The organism is Bacillus sp. FSL E2-0195 (assembly GCF_038003645.1).
Taxonomy (GTDB): domain Bacteria; phylum Bacillota; class Bacilli; order Bacillales; family Bacillaceae_G; genus Bacillus_A; species Bacillus_A mycoides.
On sequence record NZ_JBBOPN010000002.1, the window covers coordinates 187,866 to 212,742 of the forward strand.

Consider the following 24,877-nt stretch of genomic DNA (forward strand, 5'->3'; position numbering starts at 1 on the left):
GAAGAATCATCATTTGTTTATTCTGATTTCTGGAAAAATTTTAATAGATTCATGCTGAACAAATATACTTTTTAGGAAGAGGAGAGATTATTGATGGATAATCAATTACTATATCAACAGCAAAAAAGAGAAAAGGCACTCGTGATTGGAGCTGGTATTGCAGGTTTGCTTACTGCACGCGTGCTTTCCAGTTATTTTGAGACAGTGATAGTTGTTGAAAAAGATGAGTTACCTCAAAAACCATCTGAACGTCCAGGTACACCCCAAGACTTTCATCCTCATCGTGTATTACCACGCGGAGAAATAATTATGAACCGTTTCTTTCCTGGATATGTTGATGATTTATTAAATCTAGGGGCCCATAATGTCAAGAATGATAAAATGATTCGATTTTCTCCTTATGGGGCACTTGAACTAGTTATAGAACGAAAAGGTGCAGCGAGCAGTCGAGCGTTGTTAGAATGGACAATCCGCCAACGTGTACAAGAAATTCCTAATGTACATTTTCATTCAAAGCAAGCGGTGACAGGTCTTCTAACTTCGTCTGATCACAAGCGCGTTATTGGGATCAATATTCAAGAACGAGATGAATTAAAAACAAAGCGAACTGTGTTAACTGATTTGGTAATTGACACATGTGGTCGTCAATCTAAACTCAATAAATGGCTTACATCTATGGGATATGATGTTCCAGAACCAGAACGTTTAAAGGTGAATTTTGGATATAGCACGAGATATTATAAAGTACCTCCACATATCAAAGAGAAATTGAGTGCAATTTCTGAAGGAGATCCTGCTAAAAACGTTGGAGCTGTAGGGCTATTATATATTGAAGATAACATAGCTCAAGCGCTACTATTTGTTGCTGGAGGTACGCACTATCCGCCAACCAATTCAAAAGAATATGAAAAAGAACTGGATTCATTAGTTACCCCTATGATGAGGGAGTTAATCAAAGAGTTAGATCCAATTAGTGTCCCAAGAGGATTTAGAGCGCAGGAATCAACTCGTCAACATTTTGAACAAATGGAAAATTGGCCATCTGGATTATTAGTGTTAGGTGATGCTTTTTGTAACTTTGATCCCATTTATGGACAAGGGATGACCGTAGCCGCCATTGAAGCTGAAATGTTAGATACTTGTTTAAAAGAACATTCTACTCATAAATCCGGATTCGAACGCAAAGTGCTGCAACGTATGCAACAGGCTATTGAGCCGGCATGGTGGCTGAGTTCAATTGCGGATTTACGTTGGGAAGGTGTTGAACATGTAGGAGCAGTTCCACTAAAAGGTGTGAAATTTACACAGAAATATTTTGATTTATATCTTAAACAAGCTTTAAAGCAAGCAAGGGATGGTAATTCTACCATGCTCCAAAAATATATAATGATGAATGGGCTAGTTTATTCGCCTCATGAAATCATTAACTCAGATATGTTAAGCATGTTAATCACTGATGATGAGACTTTGGAAGGGAATGAACTTTTGAACGAACTTGGAGAAGTAGATAAGAGATCACTGCAAGAAAGAATACATGAACTAATCCCTTCCTTTACATTAGCTTTTGAGAATAGCATTCCAAATCTATTCTCTTCCATTTCAATTTCTAATGCCAAATGAGGAAAAGGTAGTACAAATCAATGAATATTTGTATTAGATATACTCTAATTTTTTATATCTTACACACTATATCAAAGAAGAAACATAACCTCTTATTTTCTGCAGGTATATGTTTCTTTTTATCATTTTAGCCAAGAAGACTCCTTCCTCAAGGAGCGTGAAGAGTCACAGCCCAGTGAGTAGGTGGGAAAGGAGGAATCATCTAATATATATTGGATGATACTTTTTTGTTTTATGAACAAAAAGGCTATTGAAAGGGTCCTGATATGAATATCAAACCCTTTTCAATATGTATAATTATTTCACTGCCTCTTTTAATTCTTTTCCAGCCTTAAAAGCAGGTGCTTTTGAAGCCGCGATTTGCATTTCTTCACCTGTTTGTGGGTTACGTCCTGTACGTGCAGATCTTTCACGTACTTCAAATGTACCAAAACCAAGAATCTGTACTTTCTCTCCATTTGCTAGCGCATTTGTTATTGTATCTAATAACGCTTGTGTTGCTGCTGCTGCATCTTTTTGTGTAAGTTCAGCTTTTTCTGCTACTACTTTTGTTAATTCTGTTTTATTCATTTTCTGCACCTCTTCATATGTAATTAGGTGACTATTATAACGTGTGATTACTTATCATGCAATTATACTGTACATAGAAAAAGGCATAAGAAGGATATTAATTATCGCGCTAAACTCTGTTCATATTTCTTTACATCTTCCATAGTTTTAAATATTAACACATCAAAAACTCCTTTTTCATTCCCACATACAACAACAAAACCATCTGTTGCTTCCAGAACTCTACCGACGCCACCATCTGTAAGTGTAATACTGGTGAGATGTTTTACGTTCAGTTTTTCTTCTTTTCGAATGTAAGTAGTTATGGGTGTTCCTACAGGAAATGCGTCTGTGATCTCTTTTGTTGTATATGTCCCATCATCTATTGATTGAGTTTTAGCTGTAATAGAATCAGTTTGAGTGGCACATCCTGTTGAACATATTAAAAGAATTCCAGTAATAATACTTACACAAGCTGTTTTTACCATTCACAAAATCCTCCTATAACTGTTCGTATTGTCAACCCATTTAGGGTAACAAATTATATATACGAAGTTTGTTGGATTATATGAGTCGTAATTCAACAAAGATACAGTTATTTTGGCAGAATATGTTTCAAACAAAAGAAAAGACACCCTAAGGTGCCTTCCTGCGACTGGAACCATCGTAATATGGTATTGGGTGCCAACCCGAGTATTATTTTGCCAGATTAAGTAATTTGGGTTGTTGAGAAATATAATTCAAATCTATATTTTGTTTACTTTTGCCTTGTTAGCTTTTTTGTTGTGGATTTTCCAATCTGTTCAGATTTACTTTTACTATCATCGGTAATTACTATCTTGATACTTCCTTGAGCCTTTTTATCATTTTAGCCAACAAGACTTCTTCTTCAAGGGGCGTGAACCCTTCATATTAAGAGGAATTAATCGCGGCTTACTAAATATTATAGATCACCTCTTTACTTATAGAATCATCAATACAGAGTCTTTACGACTTTTCATTTTTCTTTCACTTTTATAGGAGAGGGAAGGGGAATGAGCTAAGATAAAGCTGGTTTAGTAGATTTGTTTTATTTTAAAATAAGTTTGAATGAAGGAGACAATTTGCTAAATACACTATGTTGTTCATTTCCTTCTTGATTCATACCTGCCTGATAAGATGAAAATCCTTTATACGTTTTTCGTTTCCATTGCCACAAGCCATTACTTTGATCGAATTCACCATAGTATTGATTGTAATCCAGTTTGTTTCCAGTGTTTTTATTAAAATTATTGCTGATAAAAATACGGCTATTACTTGCATAGATTTGGTTATTGGTAATTACATTGTTTCGGGTATCGTAATTTAATTCGATTTGGCCACTCTCTTGATCTTTTGTATCATTTTTATAAATCACATTGTTCGTAATCGTGTTATTTTCAGCATATCCTTGCTGATTGTCATATCCACCAATTGCAATACCACTCATGATATTATTGGATATCGTATTCTCTCTAACAGTAATTTGGCTTGCGCTTTTTCCTGCATGTTCGCTGGCTACTTCAATACCAAGATCATTTTCATAGCTTTGATTTTGCTCAATGATAATTTCCTTCCCACCATCCACGTAAATACCATCAGCTGAATATTCATTATAACTAGTATTATTGATGGATGAATTGTGATGGACAATGTTATTACGAACAACTCCATTCCGTGCTTGATCTAAAGCAGCTACTGGAGATACGCCCTCATGTCCAATCAGAACAATTCCAATATTGTTGTTATCATGTACTTTGTTATTGGTAACTTCAAAGGAATCTACATTCCCATTCACAGCAATTGCTTCACTAAGCCCTAATTTCAAATTTGTTACTTCGTTATTATCGATAACAATATGACTTAGATTATTTTGTGCACTAGATGAAGTACCGTATAAAGCAATACCGTGTGCATTTCCGTTCTTTACATTTGCTTCGATGTCGTGGATATAATTATTTCTAATATTAATGTAACTTCCTGTTCCTGTGATATAAATACCAATAGGGGTTTCGTTAACTTTTGTTGATTTTAAATTGCGAAATTCTAATCCTTTTACTTGAATATAGTTTTTGTCTTCTATTGTAAATAACCCATCATCTTCTAACTTGACTTTAGAACCATCTAGAATGACTTTTTCATCCTGGTAATTTTGAAATGTAATGGGTGCTCCTGAGGCACCAGAATGAGTGACACGAACCTTTTGGTTATAAACTCCGCCTCTTATGTAGATTGTACTTCCTTCTGTTGCGACATTAGCAGCTTTTTGAATGGTAGCGAAAGGTTGATCTAATGTACCGGGATTGAGGTCGCTTCCTGTTGGGGATACATAGTAATTTGTAACAGGATTTGCATTGTTATTGGATTGTGCAAAGGTCGAGGTAGGAAGTGTGAAAATTAACATACTGAAAGAAAGGATAAAGATAAAAAGAGATTTCTTTAATGAGGGAAATATTGTTTGATATTTCATTATGCTCCTCCTTCTTTTTATAAGCATTCCTTCTCAACTATATAGTTAAAACTGACGATTTATATCTTGTACTAATAAAAAAAGACCCAGTAATGTATTCTGGATTAAGAAACACCAACTCCTATGGTCTACGTATTCTATCTGAAACTAAATTTTTAATAATTCATGGTTTTTCGTATAAAATCAAATCATATATGTGTACTTGAAGGAATACGGATATTAAAATCGGTAGACGAGGGAATGAGGGATACTGATACTAATTTTAAGGGAAGTTATTCAAAATATATTTTCTATTCAATTAAATCTTCCCTGTGTATCACGTTAACTGTTGTACTAATTGGATTGGTAAGATTAACAGATAATTATTTAAAGTGGGGGTAGTTCAATAAATATGAAATTAACATTGTTTAATATAAGTATTCAAAAAAGTTTATCAAGTTTTAATATTCGAAAAATCATTTATATAAACAAGTATGTTGTGGTAACATTTAACAAAAGGGGGTAGCGTATATGAATGTTGAAATTATTTCTAAAGAAGAAATCACAAAATTATTAAACGACTGGTATCAAGCTATAATTTCACAACGTGTATTACAGTCTAATAAAATAAAAGAAGAGATTGCAGATAAAATCAATAATATTAAGGAAGACCAAACAATATTAGTCTACTATGCTTTATTGAATGCACGGTATAATCTGCTAATTCGTGATATGGATAGTTCAAAAGATATTTTGGATAAAATTGAGCCATTACAAGAGCCTACAGAAACATTTTTAGAGTACTATCATCATTTATTTAAAGCAATTTATGCTACTAATACAGCAAACCATAGTGAAGCAAGAATGCAATTTGAAGAAGCTGAAAAGTATTTAGAGTACATGCATGATGAAATCGAAAAAGCTGAATTTTATTATTGGCTTGCAGTTCATTACTATCACATATTGAAACCAATCCTAGCAGTTCAATTTGCTACGAAGGCAAATGAAGTATTTTCAATTAGTTCAGGGTATGAATTAAAAACTGCTGCTTGTTTGAATACTTTAGGGATGGCACACACTCGCTTAAGTGATTTCGAAAGTGCAGAAGAATATTTACTTTCAGCATTGGGTACTTTCCAAAAATCTCATGACGAAAGTCTTACTAAACGTGTAAAGCACAATTTAGGACTTTTATATGCAAGTCAAAACATGTCAGAGTTAGCAATTAAGCATTTAGAGGAATCACTAGAAAACAACGCTAAAACGATGTTTCTTTTAGCAAGAGAACATTTTAAGTTAGGTCATAATCATAATGCTAATGAATATATTGAGAATGGCTATAAGATTAGTGACTTATGTTATCGTCATCATTTTCAAATTTTAAAAGCAGTACATAACTATGCACCACAAGAAGAATTAGAAAAGGTGGTCATGGAAGGTATTTCGTATTTTGAAAAAGAAGAATTATATGATTGGGTAAAAGAATATGCTTATCTTTTAGGTAATATATTCTATGGTTCAGAAAATCACGAAAAAGCCAGCAAGTATTTACACATCGCTTTAGATGCAGACAAAAAGAGTATAGAAAGAAGGGCGCTAAAATGAAAAAAGCAATCTTATTAATGATGATGTTATCCGCTGTTTTTACTTTTGGTCTTACTAATGTAAAAGACGTATCACAAAATGAAACTATTGAAGTGTTTATGGATCATGGAGAGCATATTTAATTATCTAAAAAAAGAGGGAGCTGCGAGCACCCTCTTTTTTAATTATGACCATATTAATTTAGAAATAACATAAGTAGCAGTAAGAATGAAAAATATAAAGGATAATGTTCCATAGTACCAAATACTGTCTGATTTACATTCTTAAATACCAAACCATACATTCTTCTTTACACCAAATGCTTTAAGGGTGGAGTTGCGGCTAGAACGATTGAACCGCTTCTATTTACATCACCGACTACTGCTAATTTTGTATGCATAGGGTCTAATCCCATTTTGATGCAACTTACTGAAGCGTAAAAACTTCATAGAACTACACATAAGATGATTTTATTGGTTAGGATTGAATAGTCATACACTGTGATTGCCCCTTCATAAAAGGGCGTATGTTCTTTTATGAAGGGGGATTTTAAATATAATGTAAAAAGCATCTTTTAAATGCAAAAAACTTCTCTATTATATTATAATTACTAAATGTTGTTAATTATGATTTTGAAAGCAGTGAAAATAATGGAATTATCTTCAATATATTTCACATTTGTATTAATGATTTCTTTAGAAAGGGTAGTAAATCATTATAAGAAGCTTGTGGATTTTTTAGATGATTATAATATGTACAATGAACTCAAAATGGAATTAAAAAGTGAATTTTCCAAGCCCTATAATTATTGATAAATAACAGATTCTATATAAAGTTATTTTTATTATTTAAGGATACGAATTATATAAATTATTGAAGAATTAGCTTATTGGCTTATAATTTTAATAGGTTTTCAGTGAAACAGTACCATATAGTGGATCTCAATTCATTCTTAGGGAGGAGATGATAAATATTCACATAACAAGAATCAATTGAATTCGTATACAGGGAGATGAATAGGGATTGAATCAAAAATATAAGTATAATGGAATGAGTAGTGTGTTTCATTATGTAATAGATCAATTAGATAATGTAGATCAAGGTGTTTTTGGACCCGTTTCATTTCTTGATTATTTATCAGGATTAGGATTTCCAAAGTTAAAAGCACCTGATGCAATTTCTATTGACTCTTGGGAAAGACTACATCAGTCATTAAAAAGTAATGATTGCATGGTTTTAAGATTAGGTAAATCCACAGGGGCAGGAACACAGTTTGCTGTGGTTAAAGTAAAAGATAGATTAAGTGAATATTTTCTTTTTGATGAGAAAATATTTACAAATGAAGGGGTAGAATATTTTCCGGAAGTAGAGGATAATCAATTACTTGCCTATCAGTTGTTGCCCACTTTAACAGAAGCATCTATAGTAAATCTTGGCTTCACATCAGGGCTTGTCAGTAAGGCATTAGGGTTAGATGAATTTAAACCTATTTTTTCACCTGCTACATGCAATTCTACATTTACGTTTTCTTTTAAACCACATTCTTCAATGGATAGAAATTTAATTCATAAAAATGGGCAAGTAGAGATTGATGCCATGTTCGTTGAAAAGCGTAATAAAGTAAATACTTTGTTCGTGATAGAAGCAAAAGTTGGTAATAAACATAAGTCTTTAGCAAAACATAAGTTATTGTATCCTGTTCTTGCTGTTGCCCCACAGATTCCAGATAGTATACCAATTGTACCTGTTTATTTAAAAGCACACTATGAAGAAGATGGTATTCATTTTCATATCGTAGAATGTGAAATTCCAGACCCAAGAAAAAACTTAATAGGATACAATGAGCTACAAGTAAAACACGATAAACATTATATTTTACCTTCCAAATTGCTAGAGTACACATGGAAGAAGTAGTAGGAAAGCAAGCTAATATATTGATTCATTCGGGGAATATTATATAAAAAAATAACAAAAGGCATATCTAATAAATAACAAACGCCTGTTGTATGTTAATAATTTTAATTATTTATTGAGTACGTCTTTTGTTTTTTAGTTCTGTTATTTTTGTTTTTATTGATACTAAGAATCCAGCTTTAAGTTGAATCCTATATATACATTTAGTTTTTACATCTTCCTTTTGTAAAACAATTATTTGATTTTTTGAAGAGTTTCTATCTAAATTGATTTCCTCAAAGCGAGGGTAATTAAAAGCTTCGGTTTGATTAGGATGTATAATATGCATCCTTCCCAAGAGGATCAGAGAAGAAGGGTTTTTAATTATAAAGGATTAATGTTTTCAGTAAAAAGTAAGTTAAGGAGAAGACAATATGATTTCCGTTATTGTAAATTATATTAAAGAGAAAAGTAAGTTGCTATATACTATAGCAGTAATAGGAGTAATCTTTTATTTTATAAATAGTCAATGGAGTGAATTTAAAAGGAATTGGTATTCCTTAACCCCTATTATTAAAATTATATTAATACATATGCCAAGCGTATTATTAATATTTACTTTTGTATGTGCTACTATATCCTTATTTAAAATTAGTAATAGAAAATCAAATGAAAAAATGACAGATTATTTAAATTCTCAAAAAATTGAAGTAGAGACAGATGAATTTTTCAGGCCTGTAGGAGCAGCTGTTATTGAGGAATATGATTTTTTTGAAGGAAAAGAAACTAAGACAATAAAAATTAAAGTTAAAAATAAAGAAGAAAACCTTATTGAGTTTATAGATGGATTCATTTCATTTTACTACAAAAAAGAACGAGTAAAGGTAGTGCCAGTTAAAATAAAGCAATTAAATAAAGGATATTCTGAAAGGATATACTATAATAAAATAGATAAAGATACAATTAACTGGGATCATTTTGATTTCTATATAAATGAGATGAAGATTGATGATGAAATTTATACTAATGTACGTTTAAGGAGTCCTAGTGTATATAAAACATATTATTTTTATTTAAATATAGATGAATTTATAGATAAAAAAATATTTGGAATTAGAATAAAATATAATTTAGTTTGGTTAAAAGAGAAGTTTAGAATGGGTTTTAGAATAGTGCGGTTTTATTGTTCACCTAGAGAATATCAAATTAAGAATGGTAGGGTCTACACAAATATTTGGAGGAAAATATATAGTTTATTAAAGAATTTCGTAGTCTATGCTCTTTTTGGTAGTCTTATTTTATTATTTTTAATGTCATTATTAGACATTATTGATATGTTTAAAGAAATTGCTGGTATATTTAAAATGCAAGATGGTCAATAATCTATTTTTATGTAAAATTGTTGATAAAATCTATATTTATAGAAAATTCCCATTTAAATGGTTTTACTTCCATATATTAAATGTTATCTTATTGATAGGGTGAGAAATCCCTATTGTTATTTAAATCATTTATAAAGGGAGGAGTTAATATTATGAAACTTCGTTATGCTCTTGTAACATCGGTTGCTTTTCTAAGTATTTTAGGTATCGGAACTACTGATTCACAGGCTTCCACTAATTTTAATGTGGGAGACCAGAAAAAATTAACACAAACTCTCAACATTAGGGATTACACAGTTACTTTACCAACATTTTTTAATGGATATCAACTTACTTATCATGAGCCAGGAATGACTTATCGTACTAGTAATGATTTAATTAAAGTTTCTTCTACCGGACAATTAACAACTTATTTTTCCACAACAGCAAAAGTATATGTTTATAGAAATGGCGTATTAGATCATACAATCACAGTAATTGTTGGACAAGGTTAAAATTAATTAAGGTATTCTATATTTCTTAACAGATAACTAGTAATTTGGATAAGTATTCTATGAGAAAATATTTTGTTCGTAGATTATAAAAATCATCAGTTGTTAGTTGATAGTAGATCTAATTAAGAAATAATAGAAACAAAACGTATTAACATTAATTCCCTATTTTAAGTAAGTATAAGGAATTAAATGAATTTCAAGTGTAAAAGCTCCTGACGATAGGGGCTTTTTATTATATAATTATGCTTTTTTCAAAAAAGAGTTTAGGATAACTCGCCCCCTCATTGATTATATTAATATATTAGAAATAAGTGGTATGATATATCTAGAAATAATGCAATGGGAGAGATTTAAGTGAAAAAAGTATTTTCTTTTTTTTCTAACACAGTCGAAGAATTTGAAGCATTCATAAAGGCAGGTACTTTTTATTGGCCCCGAGCGCTTGCAAAAAAGACAAAGTATCAACAAAAAGGTAATGAATATGAACAAATGGAAGAAAATATTGGGGATGCAGTTTATATTGTTGTAGGGACAAAGGTTAAAAATGATATAAAAGACCCCATATTAAAGGGAAAGATTACAGGGGCACCAATGGTTACGCATAAAGGAATTGTAAAAGAGGTATATAACCGACCTGTTATGGGGTATCGATATACACATGGTCGTAATACTACGGATAAATCATTTATGCTTCCTTTTGAATTCCTCAAAGAGATGAAACAATTAGATACATATATGGGGAAGGAATTTTCTACCGAAAATAAAATAGAGTTAGAGCAAGCTATTGAAATGGGAAAGATAATTAAGCGTTTATTAGATCATGATGAGATTCACTTTCAAAGAGCCTTTATTAAAAAAGGTACTATTTTTATTAAAAATGATAATTCAGAAAGCGTTTTTAGGTTGGATAATATGTTGATAGATTTGTCATATAGGGAAGCAGGTGTCAGTGAGCGACTAACTTATCGGGAAATGCCTAGTAAACAGTCAGTACATAAAATTGTGGAAGAGTGTAATAAAGCCGGGTTAAATGGAAAGGAACTCATTAAAAACTTGAGAACATGGCGTGCTAAAGAATTTGTTAAAGTTGAAATAAAAGAAGAGATTTTTCAGGAGCTAGATGGAAAACTTCAAGAAGGTGTAAGTACAAGATTAATTGTAAAAGAAGATAATAGTGATAGTTTACTTACGGATATAAAGAAGAAAATTGGTTTTGATTCTAATAACACAGAAAATCAAAAGGATGTGGTACATATGAATTTACCTAAAAATCAAATTTTGTATGGTCCACCCGGAACCGGGAAAACTTATTCAGTTGTACGAAAGGCGTTGGAAATAGTTGATCCAGAGTTACATCAGCAGTTAATAGAAAATAATGCTGATCGTAAAGAGTGGATGGGTGCATACCAACGATATACTGAGGAGAAGCAAATTCAATTTTGTACATTCCATCAATCATATTCATATGAGGATTTTGTAGAAGGGTTACGTAGTGATGCAGAGGGAAACTTTAGGCCAACTAATGGTATATTTATAGATATTTTTACTTGCTTTTATAATCCAATCTAACTCTTTATTTGTTAAAGTTGAAAGTTGTGCTTCTGGTTTCATATTGTCACTTTTTAACGCTTTTTTTCGGAAACTAAATTTACAAACACCATGTTTTAAATTATAGGTAATTATTCCGCAATGCTGCGGGACTAATTCAGTGACCTTTTTTAAATGTGAAGGATGAATAATGACATAAACATACTCAAATACCTTTGAATAGTCTGTAATTTGTTTATGTAATTTATCCAATGTGTCTAGTTCTGTCTTTATTTCATATGCAATAGACTTACCATTAATCCTTCCGATATCTAACCTACTTGAATTTATTTTTAATTCAAATACAGTAATTTCATTAAGGCGATTAAGGTGATTTTTAATAAAATTGTATTTTATGGTAATTTCACCAGGGAAGTATTTCATAACCAACTCATTTATAATAGCGTGACCGACTACTGTTCGTTTAAAGGGTTTTATTTTATCAAATACTTCATTTGGAATTATTTCTTGTATGTTAGTCCAAATTTTAGAATCGAAGTCAAAAGGATTATATGATGAGTAAAGGAGTCGGGAGACCCTCTCTAGTTCATGTTGAGGTAAATTATCTTCTATAATTGTTAAACATTTACGTAACACCTTTCTATCCTCCTTTTCTAAAAGCCTTTCTCATTATAAATTCATTTATGTATTTTTTCTATAAAAAAGTTTTATTAACCTTTAATTTTATGCTTTAAATTACTCTATGTTATATAAAATAGATAGGATATTAATAAGTTGGCTTAATAGCTAAATTATACCAATTTAATGTGAAGACTGTAAATATTGCGTTTTATAAATTGATTAAAGGTATTAATATATGACAAAACGAACTTATCCATATTCAATAAAAAGCTTACCGATTCGTATAATCATTAAGCATTTTTGTGTAGTATATGTTTATTTATTATATAAAGGTGTAAAAGAAGGTGCACTTACTAAGTTTAGAAACGATGGTTCTAATGTGGTATTAGCATTGAAAAGAAGTGCTAACATTAGATTGAATAAGACGGTATAAAGTTTAGATACATGAAGAAATCCGTCTCTTGTGAGTCGGATTTTCTTTTTATATATATAAGATAAGATTGCCTTTCTTATATATAAAATTATGAATAGATAGGAATTAATTCTTGTTTAAAATCTTCATACATACCTAAAGCAATTTTTAAAATTTTTTCTAAGCTGTCATAATCGCTAAATAGTACGGGCTTAATTCTAGTATCTGGAGAAATTAAAAGTCTTGAATATAGACTCCATGGACTACCTAATCTTAGTTCATCATTATGATAAACTACCCAAGTAAAATCCAGAACGTTTACTTTAATACCAATATTAAAATAAAATAAATTTTCTTTTTTATCACCTAGTTCTCCAACTTTTAAAAACTTTTCTTTTTTATCATAAACTGATTTATAACCTAGCTTTTCAAGTATTTGTTGAATTTCTTCAATATTGGGATTAGGAATGATTTCTTCGGCATCATAATTTTCTCTCGAAAAAGAAGAAAGTTCTGTGTATCTATTAACAAAGTCAATTTTTTTTAGTGCTGTTTCTATTTCAGGTTTTAATTTTAAGCTCATAATTATTCCTCCCTAAATCTTAATGTTACACCGTATTCTTCAGCTATTTCTTTATACTTTTCTATATTTTTAATGTTTTTATTAGATGCTGGCACCTCTAAAATATAGTCTCCATTAAGTTTTAGGCCATCTAACTTAGGATACTGATTTGATCTTATTATCATTATTCTCTACCCAAAAACTCCCATAATTTCCTCCTTTCTTTTTAAATTATTATGTATATCTTTATTTATGTAGGTACCTTAACATATTATCATTTTTGTTGGAATGAATATTCTGAAAGTTATTTATCAACCACACTCGAAGAAGGAATTTTATTGTTATTTTGTGGAATTATGATAATCATAGATAGAAACGAGGAGGATGGGGTAGCTATGAGCACACCTGTAGTACCTAAAGAACAAATTAAAAATTCGTTAGATATTTGGTATCAATTTATGTTAAACCAAGATTTTGTGCAATCAAAAACATTAAAAGAAGAAATCGAATCGAAAATAAGTCATATCGAAGAAAATCAACAAATATTATTTTATTATTCATTATTAGATTTTAGATATAAAGTATTAAGCGATAGTATGAATATTTCACATGATGAATTTGCTAAAATTGACTCAATTGTTTCGTTAAGATTGTAAAGAAGTGTACTTAAGCCAACGTGGCAGTTTAGTTGAAAAATATTATAATATTATTAAAATTTAAGAAATGAATGAATTTACTTTTAGCAAAGTTTTGCAGTTAGCTATATAAAAAGCCACAAGAGCACTAAATTCTTGTGGCTTCACTTTTACTATTCATGTTAAAAGTCTAAATCTTTTTCATTACCATCATAATCTACTAGTAATGATCCTTCGTCTAAGGTATCCATTAACCATTCCACCAAGCCATTCCATGATCTAGAAACGCTGTGAATCTCCCTATCCCATTGTATTACCGTTGCATCGTATCCATTGCTTGATTCTAAGTCTATACAAATCGAGTCACCATAGTTTAAATCTGCGATGATTAAATACGTGTCTGGCATCTTTATCGGTCTTCGTTCTTTTTTAAACGAATCATTTAGATAGGAGCCACCACGCTGTTTTTGGCCCCGAGCAGCTGTATGAATTTCTGACAGGACTGTTCCAGGTATAAATAATTCTCCACCATTACACACTTGGAGAAAATCTTTATATATATCAGGAATTTGAATGTTAAGTTCATTTTGAAGGCTTGTTATATCTTCTACGTTAATTCCATTGTTTAGGGTGTGAATGCCATCTACATATTTATTAACTTCCTCAAAAAATGGTTGTAAATGATTGTTTTTTGAATAATATTTTCTTAGCATAAAACCATCTCCCTCTATTCATGTTTCCAAGGCACAACGTCTCCAAAGTCAGTCATACTATCATTCTTAGGAGTATAGTAGCCATTTGTAGGATTGTGATAATTTCCACGATGGGCGTCAAAGTGTTCGTTTACATCCATATTCCTTCCCTTTAAAAATTGAATGTTATCTGGTTCACCAGCAAAATCAGGATATTCATTAGCAGATTTCATATGCTGTCCCTCGTAGCCTTTCACTTTTCCTGTTTGTAATAACTCTAGTTTTTCTGCAGGGGTCCAATCTCTTGTTCCTTTCCCCGTTTTTTTAATCAATTCTTTCTCTTGTCTCCATGCGTGGCGAACAGCTTTCTGACGAAGAGCTGAAAATTGTTTATCTGTTACCCATTTTCCGTTTACATTATATTGTTTTTTTCCATCAACAATCCGTATTTTTTCTGTATTCTTAACACTATTACCAACCTCGCTAGAAGACTGGGATTTTTGAAGGTTGTTAGCATCGGCTTTCTCCTTTATTCTACCACTAGTCCCATTAGAAGAAGACTGGAACTTTTGAAGAGTATCCTTACCATTTTGAATTGCATTACGCCCAACAAATACACCATGTCCAGCAAGACTAAGCCCAGCCGCTGTAGCAGCTGCATCTAATGGAAGAACAATTGGTGATGCTAAACCACCACTTCCAACTTCTGCGACGAAGGTTAAGAAATTAGCCCCGCCTATGACGGTAAGACCTTCTAGAATTTCTATAATGGATGCCGCTCCTGCTACAACATTTCCGGCAAATCTTCCCGATTGATAAGTTAACTTGCTTTCTAATTCATCATTATCAGGTGATTCTAGTCCAATAACGCTTTCGAAAGCCGCACTACCAGCGCCTTGAAAAAATTCTTTCATAAATTCCCAAGTACTGATAGCTGTTTTTTCATACCATGGTCTATTGGCTTCTTGTTCTCGTAAAGCAATTGCTTTTTTAATTTGTGCTTCATGAGCTTTACTTTCTGTAATTGCTTGAATAGGCCCCGTCCACTCCATATTCAATTCTTGTATGCTAAATGTTCCACTTGCGGGGCTGAAACCTTTCCCACTTTGCACTTCCGCAAGACCTTGCGCGATACTCGCAGCTAATTGAAGTGCAGTATCATAATTACTACTAGAAGTATAATTGAATTCATGTAAGTGTTCTAGTTTTTCTTGCAGTTTCTTCCTCATGACAGTAAAAAGATTCGTCATAGCGTCCATACCCGGGTTTGGCATAGCTTGACTGATGGCTTCCATACTTGTTTTCATTCGGTCAATTTCGCGAATTTGTTCTAATATTTCTTGTTCGATTACATCTGTTGAAGCTACTTGCGATTGAAAATCGTTTGGAAAGGCATCATTCTGACGGATTAATTCTTCACATAAGTAAATGATTCCTTGTGCTAAAGGACGAAAGGTTTGTACAAAAAATGATTTTGCACTGCTATATGTTTGTCCTTGTAAAACAGTATCAACTGCAAAAGCGTCAATTGACTGAATGGCTTGTTCCATACCTTGAATGGTAGCGGTACATACAGCATTCATACTTTGTGTTTGGGTATGTACTTCTCCTAGATACATGTTTAAACTCATAAATTCCCCTCCTCAACAAGTAAATCATACCAATTTAAGGATGAAAATGTAAATGTTACATCCTCTTAAATTCCCGATTCCAGAAGGGTATTCTGAGTTTCTACTTCGTGCTGGATATTTGAGGTACGGTGAGAAAGTAGAAAAAATAAATCGTGAGGAAATCCTAGCGGATTATGACAGAAAGGTTGTTATGTACCATATTCACTTACAAGGGGAATAAAAAGAAAAGAGGTGAAAAATCATGAATGAAAAGGTGGGCTTGTTCTTATGGAAAGAAAAGAATGAACTGTTTTGGATAATTCATCAAGTAGAAAAGTGAACGACTATGAAAAATATTCGTTCACTTTTTATTTCTTTACGTTAAATGTAGTTCATAATCCCCGTTAATACTGTTTGGTTTTCCAAACATTTCTTCGTATAGACTAACATGTTTTGAAAATCCATTTTTTAATGCAAAGTGGTAACCTTCATCAGTAATAACTTCTTGTAATACTAAACGCTTGAAGCCCTTTTCTTTCGCAAATGTTTTAAACCAATCAAGGATTATGCTTCCTTTTCCTTGATTACTTGGTGTAATGCTTATAGCAGCAATTGCTAAGTATGGTTTTGGGAAAAACTCACTTCTAAGGTTAATGGTGACCTTGGATTCTTTAGAAGAAATGTGTAAAGTATATTTAGAAAAACCTTCAAATAATTCTATCTCGTCTTGTACTAATTCTTCTAATAACAATTTTAATGTTTGAAATTCATGTATATGAAGAGGGATTTTGATGAAGTTTTCTTTCAAAATAAGTAACTCCTTTTACTTTTATAAGAATAAATATCATTATATCTGAAATTGTAAGAGTGTGTGTGGAAATTAGCATTTGCTCACGCTTTTTTTTATTTCAAAAGTCCCCCCAAAAACCTCCCCCAACTAATTAATTTTATATAAGTTATTTTACAAACCATAAGAATAGAAAAAAACCCTAGAAATGACGTTATAATAACGTTTCTAGGGTTTTTAATACTGTTATCTACTAAGCGATTGAATTAACGAGAGAAATCATTCGCCCATTTTCTGGGCGAAGTTTATAATGGTGGTTTTCAGCCACCGTACAAATGAAGGAGCTGAGTGTGTTGTAAAATTGGTTTAGAAATTTCCTGCCCCAATCCTGCCCCATTTAGGGTGTTTCATTAATTTTTATGCTTTGTTATATAATAAAATAAGCCTTATATATCAAGCCTTTTTAGAATGATCCCGACTGGGTTCGAACCAGCGACCTCCACCCTGTCAAGGTGGGGGTCTTTTTGATATATTAATCTTTCTTGTGTATTATAAACTCCCAAAACTTCTTTAATTCCTCTTGTTTTTGGGGAGAGGCACTTTTAATAGCTTTAAACCATTTCTCTAATTCTGTATCAGGTACTTCGGTACTATCATTTGCAATGAATCCTATCTCTTCTAATAAGGATTTAGTACTTATATTCATGGCGTTTGCTATTTTTTCTATTACTAATAGTGTTGGTTCTACCGGTTTTCCAGTTCTGGAATCTACGCCTTTTTCAAGTTTGTCTATATAAGTATGACTAACATCACATTTTTGAGCAAAATCGCGCAAGGATAGCTTATTTGTTAAACGATAATTTTTAATAATTTCACCAAGAGTTTTCTTCATGTGTAATCCTCCTAGTACAATTGTAAACAATAATTTACAAAAAGAAACAAAAATATAGAAAAAACTTGTAAAACATTGTTGACGATAAAGTAAACTATGGTTTACAATGGTTTTGTAATCAAATGAATACAAGAATGAAGGGGATTGGATAAATGAATAAGATAGCTGAGTTGAGGAAAGAAAAACTAATGTCACAAGAAACATTAGCAGGACTTGTGGGGCTATCCCGCACCTATATTTCTGAAATAGAGAATAATAAAAAACAACCTAATGTAAAGTTAGCTATAAAAATAGCGGAAAGTCTGGGAACAAATGTAGAATCTATTTTTGGACCTTTTTGTAAACTATAGTTTACAAAAAGGGGATAGAGAATTTAATTACCATATATAGCAGTTTTATCAGATAGTCCAATTAATAGTAAAAAATAAAGAAGAGGAAGTGTTCAATTTGAATATGAAAACATTTGAAATGCGTGAAAAACGATTAGCAGAACTACTAGGTGCAAAAGTACTATGGGAATTTATCAGTGCTGTAACAGAGGAAATTGAAAAGCAGGAATTAGAATCGACACCAGGTTTATTAGAAGATCTGTTCATACATGTGAAAGAGACTATTCAAATTCAGAATATAAATCAAAGCATAACAAAAGCCCCTGTAAAAACAGAGGCTGATGGTATAAATAAAGATACTTTATTTATGGAAGCATATGTAGAATTAATTAATCATAAGTTTGTTATTTCTGAATTAGCTGTAGAGCTTTCATCTGTTCTAAAAGAATTAAATTGTTTTGTTCAATCATCTTTGCCACAGCTTCAAAGTGAGCTTGATTCTCAAGAACCTCAATCTGCTTCTCTTTAGGGAGTGATTGAAGTATTTCTTTTATTTCTTTACACTCGTATATGTTATTCTCCGAGTCTTCAATTAATTTATTGCGGCGATTGGTGTATTCAAGTGCACCTAGAGTCGCTAATGCGCGAGGATCTAATCCTAGAATTTCCATGTATTCCTCTCCTTTCCTCTAAAATAATTCGATAGGGGGAAGGAGATTCCTTTAATGATTTGGTAAAATTTTAATATAACCATATAATATGATATTGAATAGTGGAATGTTATGTAGCAGGAATGCAATAGAATTAGACTTGAGAGAACTTCTAAAAAAGAAGAGAAAAAGGGGAAATCCAGTAATTTTCACTCTTATCCCTTATATAATCTACATATGATACGTTTGATTCCTTTTATCATAAATTTTACATTGGATTCTTTAGGGAAGATTAAGTAGATATAGGATATGGGGGATGAATAGATAAACAAAATGAAAGAGAATTGCAAGAATTACAGGGAATGTTAAGGGGATATTAGGTAATAAATTTTAAAGTATTTAAGTGTGGGAAGGTGTGTATCAATCGTTACTTAAAAAGTAAAAGATTAGTCATTAAATAGGGAGAAGTGTCTAAGTTACTTGTATAGATGAAATAATGGAGCGTATGAAACATGTTGAAATAAATAGAAGGGGATCTTTAGGTAGGTTAAGCAGAGAAATAAGGCATGCTGAGAAAGTGGCTATTGAATTCGAAGAAGTTAAAGTGTGAAAGGTATCACTTATGTAAGAATATCTATTACTAATTTACTCTATATAAAAAAGCAGCTGCACAAAAGTACAGCTAGTCTTCTTCACAAATTTATATGGCCTTGATGACGAATTGGGATTGAGGTATATATAGTAATTGAGCTGCTAAGGAAGTTGTTGTGTTAGCAAATGGGTATGCTTCCTTATAAGGAAAATTACTATACACTATTTCATTCATTTCAAAGGTCGTAAACAGTTTTTTAAGGATTTTTTGAGAGATTTTATTTGTACAAGCAGCAATAAAATCAAAATCTTTTTTACTTATTTCTTGAATGGCATGTGAAATAAGGCTGGTGACTATCCCACTTCCCATCCAATCTGGATGACAAGCGCCCATATCTAGATAGACCAATTTTTCTTTATCTAAATGAGAAAACTCAATAGATTCTGTCTCTAATGTATCTAAAAGTTGAAAAATAGGATCCATTTGTGGGCATAGTTCAGTTGCCTTATCTTTATCTATTAGTGGTTGGGTTACTTTTCTTGTTAAAAGAACACCGACAATTTGAAAATTATCTATTGCTACAAATGATATAGCTTGAGATACGGCTTGTTTTATCATTTCTTCGCACATCTTGTGAAAAGGAGCAAAGGGAATTTGTAAACTGCTTACAAGAGGTTCGTTATTCACAAAAGAATGTGCAAGTAAATGTGCTGCATCTTTCACGTGGTGTGTATCTAGTAGCTCTATATTCATATGTTTTTCCTCTTTTCCTGATATAGTTAATAGCAATTAAAAGAATAAAGATTTTTATTTAATCTAGTTAAATTTAACTATTAAAGCGCTAACAAATGTGGTTATTAAACATATGAATAAATCTGTTTAGTGGCAATCGAAATATGTTCATAAAGAAATGACACGATCTCATCTAAACATTCAACAGTTGTATATGGAGAGATAGAAAAGAATTTTAATGTGGAAATCGGATTTCTATCGCCACTGTTTAATACATCTACTACACAAGAACGAGTTGTATCACCAAAAAATACTTGATCGCGATTTTTTCCTAGATAATTAAATAGTTCTATATTTAATCGGTTTGTATCCTCAATCTCTTCTTTTGTTGCAAGACCTATTCGTTCTTTTTCCCAATTTTCTTGGCCATCTCCATTCATATAGAAACGGAAGGTTGTAATTGGTCCATATGTAAAATCATTTGTGATTGCGACTTGAGGTAGAGCCTCACGCAACTTCTCTCTAAATAATAGATTTACACGAACATAATTTGCTAATAATTTTTGATATCCTTCAATTCCAAAGGCTAATAGATTGATATACATGGGAATAGCGCTACCAGCTCGTGAACATTCTAAGGTATAGCCTGTATGATAACTCCCATAGGATCTATTACCAAGATAAGGTGTATCATCCTGTTCAATGTCCATCAGTTGTAAATCAGTATGATTTTTTACGATTAAAATACTTGAAGCATAAGGTGTTTGTCCTAACTTATGAAAATCAAAACATACACTGTCTGCAAGGGACATATATTGCATTTTATCTTGTACGTATTGTAAGGCATTTTTCACATTAGGTTCAAATGAGAGTGAATTTTCTTCAAAACTATAATTATTAAAGAAACTATAGAATCCGCCCATTGCAGAATCAGCATGGATATAAATAGGTTTTAATTTATATTTTTTTTGTATTGCTTCAGCGCTCTCTTTAATTTTTTTTATATCATCAATGGTAAATGTATCTGTTGACCCCATAGTAGCTAGAATATAAAGGGGGATACCTCCATTTTTAATAACTTGTATCATTTTAGCCTCTAAATCATCTATATCCATAGAATTTGTATAGGGATCAGTTTTCACTTTTATTAAGTGATTTGACCCTATGCCAGTTGCTTCAGCTGACTTTAATAAACTATAATGTGCATTTTCAGAAGCAAAGCAATAAACATTTTGTGGAGCACCATGTTCTTTTGCAGATGGGAATTGTTTAGAAATTGCTAAACGTAAGCTCGAAAATACACAACCTTGTCCACCCCATGTTGTATAACCACCGCTATTATGTGGATTATAACCAATCAGTTTTGAAAGCATCGATACAACTTTTACTTCTGCTTCAGCTGCCCCTGGGCCATAAACATCCCAAACGCCATTACCATTTAAAAGTGCCATGGTTAGTATACCCAATAGTGATGGAATACTTGGTAGTGGTACAGCGTTAGACAAGTAGTATTTATTTGGATAAGGATGGCCATTCATAAATTGGTTTAGCTCTTCTATAACCTCAGACATAGTGATTCCAGCTAGTGGTATATGACTTTGGTGAATTAAGCCATTGTAGTATCCTTCTGATTTTTCCTCACATTTACCTAAAGTAGCTCGCTCTTCATTTTTTAATTGGTCAAGATTTTTAATTATTTTCTGCATAGATTCTAATAAAAGTTGTTGTTTTTCTTCATTTCCGTCAACGCTCGGAAATAGTTTTAAAATATCTTGCATGCAGTCACTTCTCCTTGTGAAAAACTGGATTTTTATTTTACTTGGTTAAACATAAGGGTATAATAATTTGTAATTGCCCTTTTGAATCCTTAGAAATGAGGAGCTATTTAGAAAAAAATGTAATTCCATAGAAAATTATATGAACTATGGAATTTAAAGTAAAGAAAAATTTTTTGATTTATTTTTAAAAAAGTAATTGTGAGATAATGAAGTTTCTAAAAATATATCTGAATTAATTGTTTATTTAATTTATATGTTGTCCTAACATGTATTGAACTAGTGTAGTAGATATTTTAATATAATGTAGAACGTATTATAAGGTAGTTGAATAAAAGTGTTCAACTACCTTATAGACTGTAGATATTGTTAGGAAAAGATAAAAAAATAAGGTGGAAGTGTTAAAGATATGTTCTAGTGGAGAAGAAGTAGTGGTATGGATTTGATAGTAAAATTAGCATGAATTTTTATGGAAGAATAATTATTGGATCAAAGTTTTTTAATGAATTCAATTTCATTATTTAATAATAATGGACGAGTTAAGTGTAAAGAATTTTCTTCAACCTGAGTAGAATTTTTTGCACCAGGAATCGCAACTGAAACGGCTGGGTGGCTTAAAACATAACGTAAGGCGATTTGCGCTAGACTTCGATTTGATCGTACAAGTGAACCTAATTTCTCTACTTTGTTTAAGCTATCTTTAAACCAATTTTCTTTTGGCCAATCTTTTCTTAAATCGTCGTCTGGAAATTGAGTTTCATGATTAAATTTCCCAGTTAAAATCCCCATCTTAAGTGGACCTCTAATCACAGCACCTAAATTATGTTTTTCAATATAAGGAAGGATGTCTTTTTCAGGTTCTTTATAATACTCTATTCTATCTGTAGAATCCTAAGAAAGTATGACGTTTTATTACTTGTGAAAGAACATAAATTTTTCGCAAGTGAACTTACTTGTATTAGTTTTCTGACTCGAATCCTTTTATGAAAATATAGTAGCAAATTTCGTTTAATCTTATTTATTTTATAGGAATTATAAGGTATACTAAAAATAGGTGCAAAAATGCACTATTTGAAAAAGAGTGCAAGGCAAAAAGGAATCCGTAAAGGGTTCCTTTTTTATTTTTTAGAAAACGAAGCAACATTCTAAATATCTCTGTCTTTTTTATATGTGAATGAACTTTCACTTTATAAACTTAAAAGGTATTTTTGGGAAATTGCCATATTCCTGTAACAAAACAAAGGTATGTTATGTGTGTAAAATATATATAGAAAGAAGGAAAAACTGTGAAAAAAGTTTTGCCAATCGTTGCACTATTAGGCATCATAAGTTTTGGAGTACAGGAAATGAATGTGAAAGCTGATACTTATCAAAAGAGCGATTCCAAAATTCATTTTTGGGATTCAAAAAGAAAAGGTACTAATTTTATGAATAGCACTTCATTACCTGAAAACTATAAAAGTGCAAAGGAAGCTAATATTGAATATGTTCGTTTAGCACCTGATAAATGGGCAAAAGATAAAGATTTTTTATTTGAGGATAAACCAGATACTTCTGGAAAAGATTTTCTGATAGGTAATGCAGATAACTATCAGGGATTAGTAAAGGAGGATCTAGAAAAATTAAAAGCGGATTTAGATGCCGCACAATCGCAAGGAATGAAAGTTGCTCTTACAATGTTATCTTTACCTGGTGATCGATGGCGTCAATTTAATAATAACAAGAATGACGACAGAATATGGGAAGAAGAGAAGTATCAAGAACAAGCAAGTGAGTTTTGGAAGGACCTTGCTCTTGAACTAAAAGATCACCCTGCAGTGGTTGGTTACAATATTATAAATGAACCGCATCCAGAAACAGCTAAAAATAATAAATATAATGATTTTTGGACGGAAGATTACGAGAAATGGTATGAAAAAGTGAAAGGAACGACAGCGGATTTAAATAGATTTAATCAAAAGATCATTAATTCCATTCGTGAAGTGGACCAAGAAACACCGATTATTTTAGATGCAGGTTTATATGCTACTCCATGGGCCTTTAAATATTTAAAACCAGTAAAGGATAAAAAAACACTTTATGCATTTCATATGTATGAGCCGTATGAATTAACGAGCCAAGGTGAAAAACAAAACAAGGAACTTCAATATCCGGGATTTGTAAAAGTAGGAGATTTAGAGAAACCTGTAATGTGGAATAAGCAGGGATTAGAGAAATTTTTAAAGCCAATTCAACAATGGTCTAAGAAAAATCATGTACCATCTAATCGAATTATTGCAGAGGAATTTGGAATTAACCGTACTGTCCCAGGTGCAACCCAATACATGCAAGATCTTATTTCTATCTTCAACCAAAAAGGTTGGCATAAATCATTCTATGCATTCCGTGAAGACACATGGACGGGAATGAATTATGAATTAGGAACAGGAAAAATAAAATGGGATGAAGAGGGTAAACCGATACGTCAAGATAATTCACTTTGGGATGTAATAAAAAAAGATTTACAGGCGCATAAATAGTTTAGAATGTTAGGATTAAGGACTAAATGTAAGCATCTAATTCAAATAGAATTAGATGTTTTTTATCATTTTAGCCAAGAAGACTCCTTCCTCAAGGAACATGAAGTGCCACAGTCCAGTGAGTAGGTATGAGAGAAGAGCATTTGATTTCCATTTCCTAAATCGTCATAGTACTTTTTAGCCTGTTCAAGATCTTCTTTGTTTTTAAATTCGAATAATCTACCGCCGCTATCTTCTCCTAAAGCAGGTACCAGAATACGTTTCGCATCTTTTCTAGTATTACCAAACTCTTTTTGTGGTAGATCAGTAGGCTCTTCTGCTTCTAATCCTGCACCTTTAAATTTTTACTAACTGTAACATTACTTGCCATTGATTTAATGCTATCACAAGCTGTTCAACTGAATAATAGTAGAGTGCCAATAAGAAATACTGATAATTTTTTAAACATATTAGTTCTATCCGCCTAATGTAAATAAATACCTAAACGTCATAACAAACTATTGATCAATGAACATTGCCCCTCTATCAAAAC

The 24,877-nt window shown here is 31.7% G+C and carries 23 protein-coding genes and 4 pseudogenes; 13 read left to right on the forward strand and 14 right to left on the reverse strand.

Going from position 1 to position 24,877, the window contains the following annotated elements; genetic code table 11:
- The first annotated feature begins 93 nt into the window (after positions 1-93).
- On the forward strand, positions 94-1,620 hold the full coding sequence (locus MHH59_RS28350; protein ID WP_340853371.1) for an FAD-dependent oxidoreductase: 1,527 nt from the start codon (positions 94-96) through the stop codon (positions 1,618-1,620).
- Between the two features lie 297 nt (positions 1,621-1,917).
- On the opposite strand, the gene MHH59_RS28355 is transcribed toward MHH59_RS28350, so the two are convergent.
- The 3 genes from MHH59_RS28355 to MHH59_RS28365 all read right to left on the reverse strand — a co-directional run bounded on the left by MHH59_RS28355 (position 1,918) and on the right by MHH59_RS28365 (position 4,657).
- Positions 1,918-2,190, reverse strand: coding sequence for an HU family DNA-binding protein (locus tag MHH59_RS28355; protein WP_001043941.1), 273 nt, complete (start codon positions 2,188-2,190; stop codon positions 1,918-1,920).
- A 101-nt stretch (positions 2,191-2,291) separates the two neighbouring features.
- Positions 2,292-2,657 (reverse strand): hypothetical protein, encoded by a 366-nt coding sequence (locus MHH59_RS28360; RefSeq protein WP_002204139.1) that lies wholly within the window; start codon positions 2,655-2,657, stop codon positions 2,292-2,294.
- Between the two features lie 581 nt (positions 2,658-3,238).
- Positions 3,239-4,657 (reverse strand): right-handed parallel beta-helix repeat-containing protein, encoded by a 1,419-nt coding sequence (locus MHH59_RS28365; protein WP_340853373.1) that lies wholly within the window; start codon positions 4,655-4,657, stop codon positions 3,239-3,241.
- Between the two features lie 510 nt (positions 4,658-5,167).
- On the opposite strand from MHH59_RS28365, the gene MHH59_RS28370 reads away from it, so the two are divergent.
- Both MHH59_RS28370 and MHH59_RS28375 read left to right on the forward strand, forming a co-directional pair.
- Positions 5,168-6,241 carry a Rap family tetratricopeptide repeat protein gene (locus tag MHH59_RS28370; RefSeq protein WP_340853374.1) on the forward strand — a complete coding sequence of 358 codons (1,074 nt, stop codon included), beginning with the start codon at positions 5,168-5,170 and terminating at the stop codon, positions 6,239-6,241.
- Complete coding sequence (locus MHH59_RS28375; protein ID WP_000709205.1) at positions 6,238-6,363, forward strand: hypothetical protein; 126 nt, start codon at positions 6,238-6,240, stop codon at positions 6,361-6,363. Before MHH59_RS28370 ends, MHH59_RS28375 begins: the two co-directional genes overlap by 4 nt.
- 173 nt (positions 6,364-6,536) lie before the next feature.
- Here the strand turns inward: MHH59_RS28375 and MHH59_RS28380 are convergent.
- Positions 6,537-6,719: pseudogene (locus MHH59_RS28380) on the reverse strand (DNA repair protein); the annotation flags it as partial.
- A 524-nt stretch (positions 6,720-7,243) separates the two neighbouring features.
- On the opposite strand from MHH59_RS28380, the gene MHH59_RS28385 reads away from it, so the two are divergent.
- The 4 genes from MHH59_RS28385 to MHH59_RS28400 all read left to right on the forward strand — a co-directional run bounded on the left by MHH59_RS28385 (position 7,244) and on the right by MHH59_RS28400 (position 11,558).
- Positions 7,244-8,134 carry a DUF6997 domain-containing protein gene (locus MHH59_RS28385; protein ID WP_340853376.1) on the forward strand — a complete coding sequence of 297 codons (891 nt, stop codon included), beginning with the start codon at positions 7,244-7,246 and terminating at the stop codon, positions 8,132-8,134.
- Positions 8,135-8,547: 413 nt separating this feature from the next.
- A complete protein-coding gene (locus MHH59_RS28390) occupies positions 8,548-9,495 on the forward strand; it encodes a hypothetical protein (RefSeq protein WP_340853378.1) in 948 nt (315 codons plus the stop codon).
- Positions 9,496-9,647: 152 nt separating this feature from the next.
- Positions 9,648-9,989 (forward strand): hypothetical protein, encoded by a 342-nt coding sequence (locus tag MHH59_RS28395; protein WP_000776979.1) that lies wholly within the window; start codon positions 9,648-9,650, stop codon positions 9,987-9,989.
- 354 nt (positions 9,990-10,343) lie between these two features.
- Positions 10,344-11,558 carry a hypothetical protein gene (locus MHH59_RS28400; RefSeq protein WP_340853381.1) on the forward strand — a complete coding sequence of 405 codons (1,215 nt, stop codon included), beginning with the start codon at positions 10,344-10,346 and terminating at the stop codon, positions 11,556-11,558.
- Here MHH59_RS28400 and MHH59_RS28405 read toward each other — a convergent pair.
- A complete protein-coding gene (locus MHH59_RS28405; protein ID WP_340853384.1) occupies positions 11,475-12,173 on the reverse strand; it encodes a sce7726 family protein in 699 nt (232 codons plus the stop codon). The two genes, MHH59_RS28400 and MHH59_RS28405, sit on opposite strands and share 84 nt — an antisense overlap.
- Before the next feature lie 220 nt (positions 12,174-12,393).
- Between MHH59_RS28405 and MHH59_RS28410 the strand changes: the two genes are divergently transcribed.
- A complete protein-coding gene (locus tag MHH59_RS28410) occupies positions 12,394-12,591 on the forward strand; it encodes a hypothetical protein (protein ID WP_016126719.1) in 198 nt (65 codons plus the stop codon).
- Between the two features lie 88 nt (positions 12,592-12,679).
- Here the strand turns inward: MHH59_RS28410 and MHH59_RS28415 are convergent, their stop codons facing one another.
- Positions 12,680-13,153, reverse strand: coding sequence for a hypothetical protein (locus tag MHH59_RS28415; protein ID WP_002199161.1), 474 nt, complete (start codon positions 13,151-13,153; stop codon positions 12,680-12,682).
- Positions 13,154-13,527: 374 nt separating this feature from the next.
- Here MHH59_RS28415 and MHH59_RS28420 point away from each other — a divergent pair, with 374 nt between their 5' ends.
- Positions 13,528-13,788: a response regulator aspartate phosphatase gene (locus MHH59_RS28420; protein WP_016126720.1), complete on the forward strand. Its 261-nt coding sequence runs from the start codon at positions 13,528-13,530 to the stop codon at positions 13,786-13,788.
- Positions 13,789-13,949: 161 nt separating this feature from the next.
- Here the strand turns inward: MHH59_RS28420 and MHH59_RS28425 are convergent, their stop codons facing one another.
- On the reverse strand, positions 13,950-14,480 hold the full coding sequence (locus MHH59_RS28425; RefSeq protein ID WP_016126721.1) for an SMI1/KNR4 family protein: 531 nt from the start codon (positions 14,478-14,480) through the stop codon (positions 13,950-13,952).
- A 14-nt stretch (positions 14,481-14,494) separates the two neighbouring features.
- Positions 14,495-16,090 (reverse strand): T7SS effector LXG polymorphic toxin, encoded by a 1,596-nt coding sequence (locus MHH59_RS28430; protein ID WP_340853390.1) that lies wholly within the window; start codon positions 16,088-16,090, stop codon positions 14,495-14,497.
- A gap of 52 nt (positions 16,091-16,142) precedes the next feature.
- Between MHH59_RS28430 and MHH59_RS28435 the strand changes: the two are divergent.
- A pseudogene (locus MHH59_RS28435) lies at positions 16,143-16,335 on the forward strand (hypothetical protein).
- Between the two features lie 110 nt (positions 16,336-16,445).
- Here MHH59_RS28435 and MHH59_RS28440 read toward each other — a convergent pair.
- A complete protein-coding gene (locus MHH59_RS28440; protein WP_016126725.1) occupies positions 16,446-16,877 on the reverse strand; it encodes an N-acetyltransferase in 432 nt (143 codons plus the stop codon).
- Between the two features lie 511 nt (positions 16,878-17,388).
- A complete protein-coding gene (locus tag MHH59_RS28445; RefSeq protein ID WP_097952583.1) occupies positions 17,389-17,748 on the reverse strand; it encodes a helix-turn-helix domain-containing protein in 360 nt (119 codons plus the stop codon).
- Between the two features lie 152 nt (positions 17,749-17,900).
- Here MHH59_RS28445 and MHH59_RS28450 point away from each other — a divergent pair, with 152 nt between their 5' ends.
- The gene (locus tag MHH59_RS28450; protein WP_098472376.1) at positions 17,901-18,098 is read left to right on the forward strand and encodes a helix-turn-helix transcriptional regulator; all 198 of its coding nucleotides are present in this window, start codon (positions 17,901-17,903) and stop codon (positions 18,096-18,098) included.
- 97 nt (positions 18,099-18,195) lie between these two features.
- On the forward strand, positions 18,196-18,606 hold the full coding sequence (locus tag MHH59_RS28455) for a hypothetical protein (RefSeq protein ID WP_002204121.1): 411 nt from the start codon (positions 18,196-18,198) through the stop codon (positions 18,604-18,606).
- Between the two features lie 821 nt (positions 18,607-19,427).
- Here MHH59_RS28455 and MHH59_RS28460 read toward each other — a convergent pair.
- From MHH59_RS28460 to MHH59_RS28470, 3 genes and pseudogenes are all read right to left on the reverse strand, one after another.
- Positions 19,428-20,072, reverse strand: coding sequence for a hypothetical protein (locus MHH59_RS28460; RefSeq protein ID WP_340853396.1), 645 nt, complete (start codon positions 20,070-20,072; stop codon positions 19,428-19,430).
- A gap of 104 nt (positions 20,073-20,176) precedes the next feature.
- Positions 20,177-21,829: a pyridoxal phosphate-dependent decarboxylase family protein gene (locus MHH59_RS28465; protein WP_340853398.1), complete on the reverse strand. Its 1,653-nt coding sequence runs from the start codon at positions 21,827-21,829 to the stop codon at positions 20,177-20,179.
- 486 nt (positions 21,830-22,315) lie between these two features.
- A pseudogene (locus MHH59_RS28470) lies at positions 22,316-22,690 on the reverse strand (aldo/keto reductase); the annotation flags it as partial.
- Between the two features lie 422 nt (positions 22,691-23,112).
- Here MHH59_RS28470 and MHH59_RS28475 point away from each other — a divergent pair.
- On the forward strand, positions 23,113-24,345 hold the full coding sequence (locus MHH59_RS28475; RefSeq protein ID WP_340853400.1) for a glycoside hydrolase family 5 protein: 1,233 nt from the start codon (positions 23,113-23,115) through the stop codon (positions 24,343-24,345).
- Positions 24,346-24,464: 119 nt separating this feature from the next.
- Here the strand turns inward: MHH59_RS28475 and MHH59_RS28480 are convergent.
- A pseudogene (locus MHH59_RS28480) lies at positions 24,465-24,793 on the reverse strand (stress protein); the annotation flags it as partial.
- Between the last annotated feature and the right edge of the window lie 84 nt (positions 24,794-24,877).

Coding starts and splice junctions, on each gene's coding strand:
- MHH59_RS28415 (WP_002199161.1), bottom strand. CDS start 13,153: ATGAGCTTAAAATTAAAACCTGAAATAGAAACAGCACTAAAAAAAATT.
- MHH59_RS28460 (WP_340853396.1), bottom strand. CDS start 20,072: ATGAATATAGAGCTACTAGATACACACCACGTGAAAGATGCAGCACAT.
- MHH59_RS28390 (WP_340853378.1), top strand. CDS start 8,548: ATGATTTCCGTTATTGTAAATTATATTAAAGAGAAAAGTAAGTTGCTA.
- MHH59_RS28365 (WP_340853373.1), bottom strand. CDS start 4,657: ATGAAATATCAAACAATATTTCCCTCATTAAAGAAATCTCTTTTTATC.
- MHH59_RS28350 (WP_340853371.1), top strand. CDS start 94: ATGGATAATCAATTACTATATCAACAGCAAAAAAGAGAAAAGGCACTC.
- MHH59_RS28375 (WP_000709205.1), top strand. CDS start 6,238: ATGAAAAAAGCAATCTTATTAATGATGATGTTATCCGCTGTTTTTACT.
- MHH59_RS28360 (WP_002204139.1), bottom strand. CDS start 2,657: ATGGTAAAAACAGCTTGTGTAAGTATTATTACTGGAATTCTTTTAATA.
- MHH59_RS28420 (WP_016126720.1), top strand. CDS start 13,528: ATGAGCACACCTGTAGTACCTAAAGAACAAATTAAAAATTCGTTAGAT.
- MHH59_RS28445 (WP_097952583.1), bottom strand. CDS start 17,748: ATGAAGAAAACTCTTGGTGAAATTATTAAAAATTATCGTTTAACAAAT.
- MHH59_RS28410 (WP_016126719.1), top strand. CDS start 12,394: ATGACAAAACGAACTTATCCATATTCAATAAAAAGCTTACCGATTCGT.
- MHH59_RS28370 (WP_340853374.1), top strand. CDS start 5,168: ATGAATGTTGAAATTATTTCTAAAGAAGAAATCACAAAATTATTAAAC.
- MHH59_RS28430 (WP_340853390.1), bottom strand. CDS start 16,090: ATGAGTTTAAACATGTATCTAGGAGAAGTACATACCCAAACACAAAGT.
- MHH59_RS28465 (WP_340853398.1), bottom strand. CDS start 21,829: ATGCAAGATATTTTAAAACTATTTCCGAGCGTTGACGGAAATGAAGAA.
- MHH59_RS28395 (WP_000776979.1), top strand. CDS start 9,648: ATGAAACTTCGTTATGCTCTTGTAACATCGGTTGCTTTTCTAAGTATT.
- MHH59_RS28355 (WP_001043941.1), bottom strand. CDS start 2,190: ATGAATAAAACAGAATTAACAAAAGTAGTAGCAGAAAAAGCTGAACTT.
- MHH59_RS28450 (WP_098472376.1), top strand. CDS start 17,901: ATGAATAAGATAGCTGAGTTGAGGAAAGAAAAACTAATGTCACAAGAA.
- MHH59_RS28425 (WP_016126721.1), bottom strand. CDS start 14,480: ATGCTAAGAAAATATTATTCAAAAAACAATCATTTACAACCATTTTTT.